This is a genomic window from Dokdonia sp. R78006 (assembly GCF_042466145.1).
In the GTDB taxonomy this organism is placed as follows: Bacteria; Bacteroidota; Bacteroidia; order Flavobacteriales; family Flavobacteriaceae; genus Dokdonia.
The window spans coordinates 1,907,640-1,921,597 of the sequence record NZ_JAXHBU010000001.1; the positions used below are offsets into that span (position 1 = coordinate 1,907,640).

The following is a 13,958-nucleotide window of genomic DNA, read 5'->3' on the forward strand; positions in this document are numbered from 1 at the left end:
GCGCTTTGTACTATAACATAAATTACTATTATGGCAACAGCAGGTAACAACCTCTCGGCCTATGATAAAGCAACCATCCCAAACTCGAAAGACTTCAAGTTTGGGATTGTTGTTTCTGAGTGGAACGATGAGATCACAGAAGGACTCTTTAAGGGCGCATTTGATGCTTTAAAGGATTGTGGGGCGATTAACGACAATATTGTGCGCTGGAATGTTCCAGGAGCATTTGAGCTCATCTATGGAGCTAAGAAGATGACACAAGCATATGACATGCTAGATGCTATCATCGTTATCGGTACCGTGATTCAAGGTGAGACTAAGCATTTTGATTTTGTATGTGAAGGAGTAACTCAAGGGATTAAAGACCTGAACTTACAACAAGATATTCCTGTGATTTTCTGTGTGCTTACAGATAATAACATAGAGCAGTCCAGAGCCCGTAGTGGCGGTATACATGGCAATAAAGGAACAGAAGCAGCGATTGCAGCTATAAAAATGGCGCAATTGAGAAAAGATGCAAAGTTCTAAATTTTGTAGGGTTACGCTTTCGCGAAAGCGTAATAAACAAACAACAATCTATTATATCTCATAGTAGTTGTCGTGCTATTTGTGGTTCCTTTTGATATGATTGTTCTTAATTCTCTAGGGAGAATCAATGGAACGGTACGCTTTTTGGATACGAAATTGTATCTTTGAAACAATAGTATTATGGGAATTATAAAACGCACAAATAAGAAGTATAGTTACGAGCCGCGCTATTATAATAGCGATAAGGAAGGGAGCCCTTTTAAGATAGAAGGACGCTTTGATGAGCACCGTAAAACGCTCGACTACAACGGTGGACTAAAGAAAAAAATTACTACTGCGTGGGACGAGCTCCAAGAAAGTCGTAAAGGTGGATATAACCGTACAATCGCCATTATATTCATTCTCATGGTATTATTATTTCTTTGGATTATAGACTTCGACTTATCCATATTTACAAATCCGCTATAACCGTAAGTCCTAATGGCAGACATTATTAAACTCTTACCCGATCACGTAGCAAACCAGATCGCTGCGGGAGAAGTTGTGCAGCGCCCAGCCTCTGTGGTTAAGGAATTACTTGAGAATGCTATAGATGCAGGAGCATCTACCATTAAACTTATAGTAAAAGATGCTGGTAAAACCTTGATCCAGATTATAGATGACGGAAAAGGAATGAGTGATACCGATGCTCGCATGAGTTTTGAACGTCACGCTACATCTAAGATTACTACAGCAGATGATTTATTCAATTTAAATACAAAAGGTTTTCGTGGGGAAGCACTCGCATCTATTGCGGCAGTTGCTCACGTAGAACTTAAGACGCGTCCAGAAGGAGCAGAGGTAGGAACGCGCATAGAGATCGAAGGGAGTAAGATTAATGCACAAGAGGTTTGTGCTACGCCTAAGGGAACTTCGCTTTCTGTAAAAAATCTATTTTTTAATATCCCAGCGAGACGTAATTTTTTAAAATCTAATAGTGTTGAGCTACGTCATGTAATTGACGAGTTTCAACGCGTTTCACTTGCCCATCCAGATATTGCTTTTGCAATGTATCACAATGAAGGTGAGTTGTTTCAATTGCCTCAAGGGAATCTCAAGCAACGTATTGTTAATATTTTTGGAGGAAAAACTAATGAGAAATTAGTTCCTGTTCAAGAAGAGACAGACATTCTTACCATAAACGGATTTGTAGTAAAACCTGAGTTTTCTAAGAAGACACGAGGAGAGCAGTTTTTCTTTGTAAACGACCGCTTTATAAAAAGCGCATATCTCAATCATGCTGTAACGGCAGCTTTTGATGGTCTCTTGCCAGAAAGAGCTAGAGCGAGCTACTTTTTATACCTTAAGGTAGATCCAAGTACGATTGATATCAATATACATCCTACTAAGACGGAGATAAAGTTTGATGACGAGCATGCATTATATGCAATGCTGCGCAGTACTATCAAGCATAGTTTAGGGCAATTTAGTATTGCGCCGGTGCTTGATTTTAATCGCGATAGCGAACTTGATACTCCTTACGATTATAAAAACAAGGGTATTGTAACGCCTAAGATAGAAGTAGACCGAACATTTAATCCTTTTGAAAATGTAGCACCACCAAAACGTGGAGCGCAACGTCCAGAATTTGAGAAGCCTAGTGCTGCTGGGTGGGAGAATATGTATGAAGGGATGGAATCTCAAGCAACAGCCGTAAGTACAATGACTTTTGAAAAAGAGGTAAGTACTCCAGATATGTTTGAGAGCGGACTTAACGGTACGATGCAAAATATATCGACTTCACCTTCTAAAGATGAATCATCTACGTACCAACTTAATAATAAATACATAGTTAGTACCATCAAGAGTGGGATGGTGATTATAGATCAGCATAGAGCGCATCAGCGTGTCCTTTATGAAGAGTTCTTGCGTAACATCACGGTAAAGGAGTCTGTAAGTCAGCAACTGTTATTTCCATTAACATTGGCTTATAGTACTACAGAACTAGCACTTATTGAAGAACTCAAAGCTGGACTAGAAAACACAGGTTTTATCTTTGGAACTATAAGTGGAGATATTCTTGAAATAAATGGAATTCCTACATCTATCACAGAGAGCCAAGTGCCGGTGGTGATAGACCAGTTACTAAGTGATCTTGAGAATGAGGTGCCAGATAGTGGCTTTAGTCAAACGGACACACTGGCAAAGAGTATGGCAAAAAGTCTAGCTGTAAAAGGAGGAGTGTCTTTAGATAATATGTCAAGAGAGCATCTTGTAAATAGTCTTTTTGCTTGTAAAGAACCGAGTATTTCACCTACTAATCGCAAGACGTTTGTGACCATGACAAGTGAAGACTTAGAAAGAAAATTTAAGTAGGTATGGGAAGAATAACTGAAACAGTAAAAATACTACTGATAGTTAATGTGATTTTCTATCTAGGATCTTTGTTTATTATAAAGCCAGATCCAGCAATGCAATTATTTGCATTGTGGTTTGTTGAAAATCCTAGCTGGCAAGTATGGCAGCCACTCACGCATATGTTTATGCATGATATGGGAAGCCCTATGCACATACTTTTTAACATGTATGCACTTTGGATGTTTGGAAGCCCTATAGAAAATGCACTTGGACAAAAGCGATTTATATTCTTTTATTTTTCGGCAGGTCTTGGAGCAGCTCTGATACATACACTGGTCAACTATTATCATTTTAATAGCGCAAGTGATGCTATAATGGCTTTAGGTTTTAATGCAAGCCAGATAAAAGAGATGACTACTAGTTTGTCGTCTCTCAATGGATATGTAAATGCAGGGAAAATACCACTCGAATTAGGGCAGGAGTTATATAACTCATTCTATGTTCCCGCAGTAGGAGCTTCAGGTGCAATAATGGGGCTTTTGGTAGCGTTTGGGATGTTGTTTCCTAATGCTTCATTGGGGTTGTTATTTATTCCTGTTCCTATCAAGGCCAAATACTTTATACCTATCATTGTAGGGATAGATTTATTTTCTGGTGTAACAGGCTTCTCAATTTTTGGGGCAAACATTGCACATTGGGCTCACTTTGGTGGTGCTTTATTTGGATTTGTAATGATGTTTTACTGGAAGAAAAAAGGATTAGGTCAATATTGATATTTACATATGGCAAATACATCACTAGCATATAAATATAGTACCGCAAACATTGCAATCAAATTGATTGTGATTAATGTAGCTGTGTACTTGCTTTTTAATATCGTTCCATGGATATCTGGTTTAGGATCAGATTTCTTTAGTAGATACTTTGTATTGCCATCAGACTTTGTGAGATTCTTACAGCAGCCGTGGAGTATACTTACGTATGCTTTTTTACATGCTGGTTTTGGGCATTTGTTCTGGAATATGGTCTGGCTATATGTATTCTCAAGGTTTGTGTTAAACATCTTTTCTGAAAAGAAATTTATTGCAATTTACCTTCTGGGTGCTATCGCTGGAGGTACACTTTTTGCTTTGTTATACAACGTGCTTCCAGCGTTTAGAGGTACAGGTGTGTTGCTAGGCGCAAGTGCAGCTGTAAATGCCATTGTCGTTTTCATAGGGACATACACACCTAATGCAGAGATAAGAATATTTACATTTAATATCAAGCTCTGGTGGATTGCCGTGTTTGTAGTGCTTAGAGATTTATTAATGTTAGATTCTGGAAACGCTGGCGGATTAATATCTCACTTAGGTGGTGCGGCTTTTGGGTTTGTATATGCAAAGCAATTACTTAAAGGTAATGACATTGGATTGTGGTTTGAAAAAATCATGGATTCAGTGACGGGCTGGTTTACTAAAACACCTAAAAAAGAAAAGAAATCTCCACTTCGTACTGTACATAGAACAGCAAAGAATGCGGGATCTAAAACAAGAAGTACTGCAACTGGATCAAAATCTGAGCAGCAACAACGCATAGATGCTATTCTAGATAAGATTAGTAAAAGCGGTTACGATAGTCTGTCTAAGGCTGAGAAGGACTTTTTATTTAAAGCCGGTAAGGAATAAGAGATGAAAAAGCTCGAATTCTTCGGTAAGATTATCTTCTTTGTAAATAGCATATTTGCCGTACTCCTACTAGCTAGTTATTTATTACCATTTATACCTCCACATATCTTTCCAGCACTTTCTGTGCTTAGCCTTGTGCTTCCTGTATTGCTTATTATCAACTTTTTGTTCTTGATGTATTGGCTTTTCAGAGGGAGGAAGCAATTGTTATTATCTGCTATTATTCTAGCCTTAGGGATTACACATATTTTCTCTCTTGTACGTTTAGGTGGAGGTGAAGATATAGATGATGGAACCACATTAAAAGTACTTACCTATAATGTGCGACAGTTTAATATTCATGGTTGGTCTGATGAGGTGAAAGTAGGTGAACGCACCATACAGCTAATCTCAGATAAAAACCCTGATGTTGTTTCTTTTCAAGAATATTACCCAGGATTTAAGCCTGATGAGAAGGTTTATCCTTATGAGTACAAAGTGATGAAATCACCTAGTAAATCTTTTGGTCAGGTGATTTTTTCAAAATATCCAATTATCAATAGTGGTTCATTGGATTTTAAAAATACTGGTAATAATGGAATTTACGCAGATATAGCGACTGCTACTGATACAGTAAGAGTGTATAATATGCATTTTCAATCTTTCAGTTTATCTCCTAATCTAGCAAACTTACAAAAGGAGAACTCAAAAAAATTACTGGGTAGATTGGGTCAAGCTTTTGAGAAGCAAGAAACTCAGGTTGCTAAGTTTTTAAATAACGAAGCTACATCTCCCTATCCGGTTATCGTAACTGGCGATTTTAATAATAGCGCTACTTCTTATATGTATCGCAAGGTGAAAGGTAATAAGGTTGACGCTTTCGCGAAAGCGGGATCAGGAACGGGAGCAACCTTCTGGTTTGACATCATTCCTTTACGCATAGACTTCATCTTAGTAGACGAGTCGTTGCCAGTCACAAACTTTGAAACCTACGATGTAGATTTAAGCGATCACAAGCCTTCTATGGCGACTCTTATGCTAGCTCGTTAATTAGATTAACCTTTGCTAGATAATCTTGTGCGCTAGGGCCTAAATTGAATAGTAAGTCAAGAATGGTTAGGTTAGATAAATACCCGTGATTCTCGTTAAAGAGTTGGTGATATTCTGGTAAAGGATAGCTCGGTTCTTTTTTTGCTTGAACGAGATCTCTATAGTCTAATTGTTCAGGATTTTTAAAAAACTCTTCCGTAAGAATAGGTGTGATTTCTAACTGTAAACACTCCATAATAACAGCATGACAAGCGTTGTTAAAGTCTATAAGGCTATCATAAGTGGTATGATATAAATGCTCAAAATCGTCCTCATAATACTCAAAGTATGGCGAGGTTTGATATGCAATTTTAAGAGATCTCCAGTGATCACGCTGCCAGTGAAATTTATTCTCAATCTTTACATCATAATACTGCTGGCGCTCTGTTTTATCCTTGCGGTGAAGAATAGGAACAATGAGTGTTAACTCACCAGTAGATGTAGCAATCTTCATACGCGTGCGGTACGATTGCTTTTGGAAATTTCCTTTGGCTTCAATGTGAAGTTGTTCGGTTTGATAAATTACTGCGTATTGTATAATAGGAGCACAGTAGCCTACGGTAATAAGAGCTGGTTTCATAAATTACTTCTTAGCCTGTTTTTTCTTTCTAAAGAAAGACCATCCTATGTATAATAATAAGGCTCCTAAAAACCAGTAGCGATAACTTACTAAAGGTCCATTACCACCTACGGTTGTAAATACACGATCCCATCGTATTCCGTTAAAACCAGGAACGTTTGCGTCTTTACTAAACCATACAAACACAGGCTTACCTACCACGTGATTAAAAGGAACGTAACCCCACGCTCTTGCATCTTGAGAGTTGTGACGGTTGTCACCCATTAACCAGTAATAATTTTGCTCAAAAGTATACTCGGTAAGAGGCTCGCCGTTCATTAATATCTGATTACCATTAACTGTGATTTCACGTTCTCTACCCATTTCATAACCTTCATACACTTCAATGATGCGCTGGTAATAAGGAAGACTCTCTGTATTTATAGCTACTGTTGTACCTTCTTCTGGAATGTAAATAGGTCCAAAGTTATCTACACTAGAAGCTCGGCCTGGCATAGCTCCAAAGATCCCTGTGTTGTTTTCTTGAGCATCATATCGTGTGCGTTCAATACTTATGATATTGGCATTGTTTTTTAATTTTTCAATGGCTGCTTCACTCGCGTGTGCCATGTGCTCATAAGGTCCGTTTGGTCCTTCTGCTCCAGATAAATAAATATCAGAAATCTCATAACGACCATTTACCAGATCTGTAGGTACTACATAATTCCCATTTGCATCTGTAGCCCGTTTTACGAGTAGCTCTTTAGACACAATCTTATAGCTAAACTGTATACGAGCACGATCTGGAAGATCGTTTTGCTCTCCATTGATATATACATAGCCATCGCGTACTTCGAGAGAATCTCCAGCTATTCCTACAGCTCTCTTAACATAGTTAGACTTCTTGTCAATAGGTTTACGCACACTACCACGCATGTGCCCAGGTGTAATATCTGTAAGCGTATCAACTGGCCAACTAAATACAACAATATCATTACGTTTGATATCTTGAAAACCAGGAAGTCTAAAATATGGTAATTGTGGTCGTGTTAAGTAACTCTTGGTTTTTGTACCGTAAATGGTGTCATGTAGCATAGGTGTTGCTACGGTAGTGATAGGTGTTCTCGCTCCGTAATGAAACTTACTTACGAATAACCAATCGCCTACAAGTAATGTTTTCTCTAGTGATGAAGACGGGATTACAAATGGCTGCATGAAATATGTATGCACTAATGTGGCTGCTACTATTGCAAACAGTAAAGAACTTGTCCATTCTCCGCTAGACGATTTAGGATTAATATCTCTATCGTGTTTGTATGGAGCATCTGTGGCGTAATTGATGTAATATAAATACAATCCTCCTGTGAGCACCGTAAGCGCTGTATCTTTAAACGTGTTAAAGCCAAATGATCTAGCAGTTTCTACCCATACTACAGGTATCATAATAAGGTTTACGATAGGTACAAATAACAAAATGGTCCACCATTTAGGACGATTTATAATACCCATGAGTACTACTGCATTGTAAACTGGTACTGCTGCTTCCCATGCTTTACGACCAGCGCGTACGTAGAGTTTCCAAGTTCCAGCAAAGTGTACTGCTTGAACAATTAGAAAAAATATAAACCATTGTATAAGTGTCATCTATAATATTTTGAATCTGTAAGTTGGTCTTACGTTATTAGATATTGTTACAAGTTAAAGACCTAAAACGTCCCTCATAGTGAAAACTCCTTGTTTTCCTTGTAACCATTCTGCCGCAACTACGGCTCCTAAAGCAAATCCTTGTCTAGAGTGTGCTTCGTGGCTTAGGGTGATCGTGTCTATCTCACTCTTGTAGTTGATAATATGTGTGCCGGGTACAGTGCCTTCCCTTTCGGCAGAAATTGGGAGGTGATTTTCTTGTATGTTCTGTCCTTCATTGAGATCCCAAGCTGTATAATCTGATGCTTCAATAATACCTTCTGCAAGTGTGATAGCGGTGCCGCTAGGTGCGTCTAGTTTTTGAGTGTGGTGTATCTCGGTCATATCGACTTCATAGTCTTTATGAGGCGCCATGATAGCTGCGAGTTTTCTATTAAACTCAAAAAATAAATTAACGCCTACGCTAAAGTTTGAAGCATAAATGAATCCACCTTTGTTCTTAGTACAAAGAGCAATCATATCTTGATAGTTGTCCAGCCAACCTGTTGTTCCAGAAACAACGGGTACTCCTGCTTCAAAACATTTTGTAAGATGGTCTACAGCACTATCAGGGATGCTAAAATCAATGGCAACATCTGCATCTGCTAGTGTAAAGCTCTCAGGAGAGTTTACTCTTGCTACAATCTCGTGACCTCTATCTGTGGCAATGCTTTCGATGGTTTTACCCATTTTTCCATAGCCTAGGAGTGCTATTTTCATATACTAAAACTTGTAATTAAAAGAGAGTCCATAATTCATGGTCTGCCCTAAGTCGTCAAAGTAGAGTGCTGGACCAAAGGTCAAGTCATCATCTACATCATATTGCGATAAGTGAGCATCTACATTTGCCTCTATAATCTGGAGAATATAAACCCCAGCAGAGACTAGGATAAAAAGGTCTCTTCTCTTTCTAAATTGTTCTTGACCATTAAGAAGTGCATCATCAGAAAAGATTTCTGTGGTGGTGCCATCTTCATTTATTGTGGTAAACTCGTCTATGCGACCAGCAAGTCTTTCTTTAAAAGCTGTTCTAAAACGCTCTGACTGATTACCATTAAAGGATACACCATATATCGTAGAGCCTAGAGCTCCGTATACTAATGGAAGTTTCCAGTAATCTTTATTATAAATTTGACCTAGACCTGGAAGTACGGCACCATAAAATGCGGCTTTAGCCGGTCTCAATGGGTCGTAAGGTTCTTTGCTAGATGGGCCTTCTACCTTATCTGCATCTATGATAGCTTCTGCAGGAGCGTCTTGTTGCGCTTTCGCGAAAGCGTAAAAACACAATAAAAAAACCAGTAAGAGGTATTTGTTACTTTGCACTATTGATTAATTTCTGTAAGCGATTAAAGTCCTCTTCTGAAGAAAAGGGAATAGAAATTTTTCCGCGACCATTTTTTGCTACTTTGATATCAACTTTAGCTCCAAAATACTCGGCAAAGTCTTTAGTTCCTTTTTTAATGAACTTAGGAGTTTCTTCCTTTTGCTCTGTAGGGGTTTCAATAGTAGAGGTAGCATGATAATTCTTTACCAGTGCCTCAGTCTGTCTTACCGAAAGCTTTTCTTGTAAGATTTTTTCGTAAATATCCAGTTGGTCACTAGTATCATCTACATTGATGAGTGCACGACCATGTCCCATAGACAAAAAGCCATCACGCATTCCCGTTTGTACAATAGGATCAAGCTTTAATAAGCGTAAGTAATTTGTGATTGTAGATCTATTTTTACCCACGCGGTCACTCATTTGCTCCTGCGTTAGGTTAATCTCATCTATTAATCGCTGGTATGAAAGTGCGATTTCTATAGGATCAAGATCTTGTCTCTGTATATTTTCAACAAGAGCCATCGTAAGACTCTCATTATCATTTGCGATACGTATGTATGCAGGAATGGTTGCGTTGCCTATTAACTTTGAAGCTCTATAACGACGCTCTCCAGAAACCAGCTGGTACTTACCAAAACTCATCTTACGCACAGTAATAGGCTGTATAACGCCTAGTTCACGTATAGATGAGGCAAGCTCTCTTAAAGTTTCCTCATTAAAACTTGTACGAGGTTGAAAAGGATTGACATCTATATCACCTAGGTCTAGCTCAATGATATTACCTACAACCTTGTCTGCATTTTTATCTTCGGCGCTCTTAATGTCGTTTTCTGGATCTTTCAGTAGTGCCGAAAGTCCGCGACCTAGCGCTTGTTTTTTTGTTGCTTTAGCCATTCTAGCTATTATTTTTTGTAATAAGTTCTTGAGCTAGGCTCAAGTAATTAGTTGCTCCTTTACTTGCTGCATCGTAGTTTATAATGCTTTCACCATAACTAGGTGCCTCACTTAAACGTACATTACGCTGTATGATTGTCTCAAAAACCATCTCGCTAAAATGTTTTTGAACTTCCTCTACCACTTGATTAGATAATCGTAGTCTAGAATCAAACATTGTGAGTAAGAGACCTTCGATATCTAAATCTGGGTTATGAATTTTTTGAACACTTTTTATGGTGTTTAATAATTTTCCTAATCCTTCTAGCGCAAAGTACTCACATTGAATAGGGATAATTACAGAATCTGCCGCAGTAAGGGCATTAAGTGTAAGTAGGCCTAATGATGGTGCACAATCTATAAGAATATAGTCATATTGCTCTCTCAAATGCCCTATAGCTTTCTTCATCATGTACTCACGAGATTCCTTATCTACAAGTTCTATTTCTATAGCAACAAGGTCAATGTGTGCAGGTATGATATCAAGATTAGGGGAAGACGTTTTTATAATCGCTTCCTCTGCATTGTTAGTATGTTCTAGCAGTTGGTAAGTTCCTATCTCTACACCTTCTACATCAATGCCTAGCCCAGAGCTCGCATTAGCCTGAGGATCTGCATCAATAAGGAGTACTTTTTTCTCTAGCACACCTAGAGAGGCAGCGAGATTAACAGAAGTAGTGGTCTTGCCCACACCACCTTTTTGGTTTGCAATAGCAATTATTTTACCCATAAAATTTGAGGACGATTAGGAGGTAAAAATACAATTTAAAATGGGTTATTGAAATGGAATAGAAATGAAAAAGCCGAGAAGAATATTCTCGGCTCATCGATATTTTAAAAAGTAGTGGCTTACAGTGATAAAACCAGGACTACTATTTCTAGTAATTATGAAATAAAATCTCCAATTTTTATTTTGAGATAGCTTTTACTTCCTCTTCAGTAATCATTTCTTTTTGAGTGTTTCCCCAGTTGTTCATGATATAATTCATCACATCTGCCACTTCATCCTCATAAAGTTCTAGGTTTGCCATCACACCATCATAGGCAACGCCGTTTACAGTAATTGGACCTTGCTGTCCATACTTTACAGCTTTTATTGCCTCTTTATAGCGATCTTCTGTGAGCCAGTCTGAGCCAGCAAGCGGCGGGAATGTTCCAGCGACTCCTTCACCTTTTCCTAAGTGGCACTGTATGCAAAAGTCTAGATATACCTCTGCACCACGCTCGATAGACTGAGCAAGTGGGTCTTGGGAGGTATAAATTTCTTTTTCCGCTTTCGCGAAAAATAAAAAAACACTAACTCCTGCCGTACATAAACTTATAAGTAGCTTCATTATTTCTTAACTAGTTTAAGGATTCCTTTTCCCTCTACACCTACATAGATAGTGCCATTGTGATTAATCACATTGCGCACACGACCTACATCTTCAAGCAACTTCTCACGAGAAACTACCTTGTCGTTTTCTAAAATGGCAAGTTCTAGGTATTCAAACTTAAGTGAACCAATTAACAAGTTACCGTCAAGTTTTGCATCACCAGTGTTAGTTGCAAAAGTCATCCCAGAAGGAGCGATAGAAGGAACCCAGTAATACACTGGCTGCTCCATTCCCTCTTTTTTTGAAATTTCTGTAAACGTAGTTCCGCTGTAATTAATACCGTAAGAGATTACTGGCCACCCAAAGTTTTTGCCAGCCTCAGGGATATTAATCTCATCCCCACCACGTGGTCCGTGCTCGTGTATCCATATCTTACTTGTCTCAGGATGTACAGTCATTCCTTGCGGATTACGATGTCCGTAAGAGAAAACAGCCTCTTTTGCTCCGTCTTGACCTACAAAAGGATTATCTGTAGGGATACTTCCATCTGCATTCAGTCTATAAATCTTACCTCCATCACGAGTAATATCCTGCGGATTTTGATCTCTTTCACCACGATCTCCTATAGAAAAGTAGAGGTATCCATCCTTATCAAAACGCACACGACTGCCAAAGTGATGTCCCTTTCTCGTATTTGGGCTTCCTTTATATAATACCTTCTTTTCGGTAAGCGCGCCGTCTTTTAATTTTGCTCTCATAAGTGCTGTCATCGCACCATCTTCTTCGCCTTCTGGTGATGAGTACGTGATGTATATCCAGCCATTACTCGCATAATCTGGATGCAAACGTATGTCAAGTAAACCACCTTGATTACGCGTTACCACCTCTGGAGCTCCAGTAATCATTGTCTTTACACCATCCTTAAAGTGTATGAGTTCTCCACTTTTTTCAGTGATAAGCATAGACTCATCTGGCAATACTACCAGTCCCCAAGGGTTAGTAAGTTCTGGAACAATAACCTCATAGGTATAATCTAGGTTTGAGGTTAGTGTGACATCATTTTCTCTAGTTTCCTGCGCGCAAGCCACACTTGCAACAAGTAATAATAAGATATAAGTAAAACGACTTTTCATAGTATCAGATTTTAATGGCAAATTACAGAATTATCATCACACTCTATGATGTATTAACAATTTGAAAACACGTGTAAGAGCTTAGAATCTTATCTTTAATCTATGCAAGAGTAAGCTCGTTGTCAGTTATATCACTTTTGGTGATAAAGCCATTCGTTTTCTTGATAACTTGATTGTAAGGTTTGGCTTGTAAAACCTACTTTTGTAAGGAAGATATAAATAAGAATTGTGCGATTGTAAAAGTGTTTATTACGCTTTCGCGAAAGCTTAAAAATAATACAGTATGTCAGTAGAAAAAGTAAAATGCCTTATCATAGGTTCAGGACCAGCGGGATATACCGCAGCAATTTATGCAGCACGCGCAAATATGGCACCAGTGTTATACCAAGGGCAACAGCCAGGTGGCCAACTTACAACTACAAATGAAGTAGAGAATTTCCCTGGGTATGTAGATGGTGTTACTGGACCAGAAATGATGGTGCAGTTAATGAAACAAGCACAACGTTTTGATACGGACGTGCGTGACGGATGGGTGACTAAAGTAGATTTTTCTGGAGACGTGCATAAAGCGTGGATCAACGGAGAAAAGGAAATACATGCAGAATCAATCATCATCTCTACAGGAGCAAGTGCAAAATATTTAGGATTACCTTCTGAGCAGAAGTATCTTAAAATGGGTGGAGGTGTATCTGCCTGTGCTGTTTGTGATGGATTCTTTTATAGAGGTCAAGAAGTAGTAATCGTAGGTGCTGGAGATAGCGCTTGTGAGGAAGCACACTACCTTTCTAAATTATGTAAAAAAGTAACGATGCTAGTGCGTCGTGATGAGTTCCGTGCTTCTAAGATTATGGCTGCTCGTGTTAAGAAAACAGAGAATATTGAAATCCTTTTCAACACAGAAACTGTTGAGGTATTAGGTGACGATGTAGGAGTGACAGGAGCAAGAGTAAAAAATAATGTCACTGGTGAAGAGCATGATATTTCAGCAACAGGATTTTTTGTAGCGATAGGGCACAAGCCTAACACAGATATATTTAAAGAATATTTAAAGTTAGATGAGACTGGATATATTATCAATACACCAGGAACTTCTAAAACGAACGTACCAGGCGTATTTGTATCTGGAGATGCAGCAGATCACGTGTACCGCCAAGCTATCACCGCTGCCGGAACAGGATGTATGGCTGCCCTAGATGCAGAACGCTACTTAGCGTCAAAAGACGAGCTTCCACAAGACGAGCCAGGAGTAGGTTCTACATATGTGGATGAGGTTCCTGCTGCACGTCAGTAAAGGACATACCTTATATAGAATTTAAAAACGACAGCGAGAGCTGTCGTTTTTTTGTTTGTGATTCTTTGCGGACATCTCTCGTCTTGTGACTTTACCTCCTCTTTGCGGACATCTCC

At 38.7% G+C, this 13,958-nt stretch carries 15 protein-coding genes; 7 read left to right on the forward strand and 8 right to left on the reverse strand.

The genetic code is table 11. The features are described from left to right. Window positions 1-30: 30 nt before the first annotated feature. The 6 genes from ribH to SJY37_RS08535 all read left to right on the forward strand — a co-directional run bounded on the left by ribH (window position 31) and on the right by SJY37_RS08535 (window position 5,561). Complete coding sequence (gene ribH / locus SJY37_RS08510; RefSeq protein ID WP_298326600.1) at window positions 31-528, forward strand: 6,7-dimethyl-8-ribityllumazine synthase; 498 nt, start codon at window positions 31-33, stop codon at window positions 526-528. Between the two features lie 180 nt (window positions 529-708). Then, entirely contained in the window at window positions 709-996 is a 288-nt protein-coding gene (locus SJY37_RS08515; protein ID WP_035334344.1) for a hypothetical protein, read from the forward strand. A gap of 12 nt (window positions 997-1,008) precedes the next feature. Continuing rightward, on the forward strand, window positions 1,009-2,883 hold the full coding sequence (mutL, locus tag SJY37_RS08520) for a DNA mismatch repair endonuclease MutL (RefSeq protein WP_298326593.1): 1,875 nt from the start codon (window positions 1,009-1,011) through the stop codon (window positions 2,881-2,883). A gap of 2 nt (window positions 2,884-2,885) precedes the next feature. Beyond that, window positions 2,886-3,638 carry a rhomboid family intramembrane serine protease gene (locus SJY37_RS08525; protein WP_298326590.1) on the forward strand — a complete coding sequence of 251 codons (753 nt, stop codon included), beginning with the start codon at window positions 2,886-2,888 and terminating at the stop codon, window positions 3,636-3,638. 9 nt (window positions 3,639-3,647) lie between these two features. Continuing rightward, on the forward strand, window positions 3,648-4,532 hold the full coding sequence (locus SJY37_RS08530) for a rhomboid family intramembrane serine protease (RefSeq protein WP_298326587.1): 885 nt from the start codon (window positions 3,648-3,650) through the stop codon (window positions 4,530-4,532). Between the two features lie 3 nt (window positions 4,533-4,535). Further along, entirely contained in the window at window positions 4,536-5,561 is a 1,026-nt protein-coding gene (locus tag SJY37_RS08535; protein WP_298326584.1) for an endonuclease/exonuclease/phosphatase family protein, read from the forward strand. Here SJY37_RS08535 and SJY37_RS08540 read toward each other — a convergent pair. The 8 genes from SJY37_RS08540 to SJY37_RS08575 form a co-directional block, all read right to left on the reverse strand. After that, window positions 5,545-6,180 (reverse strand): WbqC family protein, encoded by a 636-nt coding sequence (locus SJY37_RS08540; protein ID WP_298326581.1) that lies wholly within the window; start codon window positions 6,178-6,180, stop codon window positions 5,545-5,547. The two genes, SJY37_RS08535 and SJY37_RS08540, sit on opposite strands and share 17 nt — an antisense overlap. Window positions 6,181-6,183: 3 nt before the next feature. Beyond that, the gene (gene lepB, locus SJY37_RS08545; RefSeq protein ID WP_298326578.1) at window positions 6,184-7,803 is read right to left on the reverse strand and encodes a signal peptidase I; all 1,620 of its coding nucleotides are present in this window, start codon (window positions 7,801-7,803) and stop codon (window positions 6,184-6,186) included. 54 nt (window positions 7,804-7,857) lie between these two features. Further along, window positions 7,858-8,562 (reverse strand): 4-hydroxy-tetrahydrodipicolinate reductase, encoded by a 705-nt coding sequence (dapB, locus tag SJY37_RS08550; protein WP_298326576.1) that lies wholly within the window; start codon window positions 8,560-8,562, stop codon window positions 7,858-7,860. A gap of 3 nt (window positions 8,563-8,565) precedes the next feature. Then, window positions 8,566-9,168: a DUF5683 domain-containing protein gene (locus SJY37_RS08555; RefSeq protein ID WP_298326573.1), complete on the reverse strand. Its 603-nt coding sequence runs from the start codon at window positions 9,166-9,168 to the stop codon at window positions 8,566-8,568. Beyond that, window positions 9,158-10,063: a ParB/RepB/Spo0J family partition protein gene (locus tag SJY37_RS08560; protein ID WP_298326571.1), complete on the reverse strand. Its 906-nt coding sequence runs from the start codon at window positions 10,061-10,063 to the stop codon at window positions 9,158-9,160. The genes SJY37_RS08555 and SJY37_RS08560 overlap by 11 nt, the downstream gene beginning before the upstream one ends. Before the next feature lies 1 nt (window position 10,064). Next, entirely contained in the window at window positions 10,065-10,832 is a 768-nt protein-coding gene (locus tag SJY37_RS08565) for a ParA family protein (RefSeq protein WP_298326568.1), read from the reverse strand. Between the two features lie 178 nt (window positions 10,833-11,010). Then, the gene (locus SJY37_RS08570; RefSeq protein WP_298326565.1) at window positions 11,011-11,436 is read right to left on the reverse strand and encodes a cytochrome c; all 426 of its coding nucleotides are present in this window, start codon (window positions 11,434-11,436) and stop codon (window positions 11,011-11,013) included. After that, entirely contained in the window at window positions 11,436-12,551 is a 1,116-nt protein-coding gene (locus tag SJY37_RS08575; RefSeq protein WP_379953010.1) for a PQQ-dependent sugar dehydrogenase, read from the reverse strand. The genes SJY37_RS08570 and SJY37_RS08575 overlap by 1 nt, the downstream gene beginning before the upstream one ends. Before the next feature lie 283 nt (window positions 12,552-12,834). Between SJY37_RS08575 and trxB the strand changes: the two genes are divergently transcribed. Beyond that, a complete protein-coding gene (trxB, locus tag SJY37_RS08580) occupies window positions 12,835-13,842 on the forward strand; it encodes a thioredoxin-disulfide reductase (RefSeq protein ID WP_298326558.1) in 1,008 nt (335 codons plus the stop codon). Window positions 13,843-13,958 lie beyond the last annotated feature (116 nt).

Excerpts from the sequence above, each read along its gene's own strand:
- ribH (WP_298326600.1), top strand. The coding sequence starts at position 31 with ATGGCAACAGCAGGTAACAACCTCTCGGCCTATGATAAAGCAACCATC.
- SJY37_RS08560 (WP_298326571.1), bottom strand. The coding sequence starts at position 10,063 with ATGGCTAAAGCAACAAAAAAACAAGCGCTAGGTCGCGGACTTTCGGCA.
- SJY37_RS08535 (WP_298326584.1), top strand. The coding sequence starts at position 4,536 with ATGAAAAAGCTCGAATTCTTCGGTAAGATTATCTTCTTTGTAAATAGC.
- SJY37_RS08530 (WP_298326587.1), top strand. The coding sequence starts at position 3,648 with ATGGCAAATACATCACTAGCATATAAATATAGTACCGCAAACATTGCA.
- SJY37_RS08565 (WP_298326568.1), bottom strand. The coding sequence starts at position 10,832 with ATGGGTAAAATAATTGCTATTGCAAACCAAAAAGGTGGTGTGGGCAAG.
- SJY37_RS08525 (WP_298326590.1), top strand. The coding sequence starts at position 2,886 with ATGGGAAGAATAACTGAAACAGTAAAAATACTACTGATAGTTAATGTG.
- SJY37_RS08515 (WP_035334344.1), top strand. The coding sequence starts at position 709 with ATGGGAATTATAAAACGCACAAATAAGAAGTATAGTTACGAGCCGCGC.
- dapB (WP_298326576.1), bottom strand. The coding sequence starts at position 8,562 with ATGAAAATAGCACTCCTAGGCTATGGAAAAATGGGTAAAACCATCGAA.
- mutL (WP_298326593.1), top strand. The coding sequence starts at position 1,009 with ATGGCAGACATTATTAAACTCTTACCCGATCACGTAGCAAACCAGATC.
- trxB (WP_298326558.1), top strand. The coding sequence starts at position 12,835 with ATGTCAGTAGAAAAAGTAAAATGCCTTATCATAGGTTCAGGACCAGCG.
- lepB (WP_298326578.1), bottom strand. The coding sequence starts at position 7,803 with ATGACACTTATACAATGGTTTATATTTTTTCTAATTGTTCAAGCAGTA.
- SJY37_RS08540 (WP_298326581.1), bottom strand. The coding sequence starts at position 6,180 with ATGAAACCAGCTCTTATTACCGTAGGCTACTGTGCTCCTATTATACAA.
- SJY37_RS08575 (WP_379953010.1), bottom strand. The coding sequence starts at position 12,551 with ATGAAAAGTCGTTTTACTTATATCTTATTATTACTTGTTGCAAGTGTG.
- SJY37_RS08570 (WP_298326565.1), bottom strand. The coding sequence starts at position 11,436 with ATGAAGCTACTTATAAGTTTATGTACGGCAGGAGTTAGTGTTTTTTTA.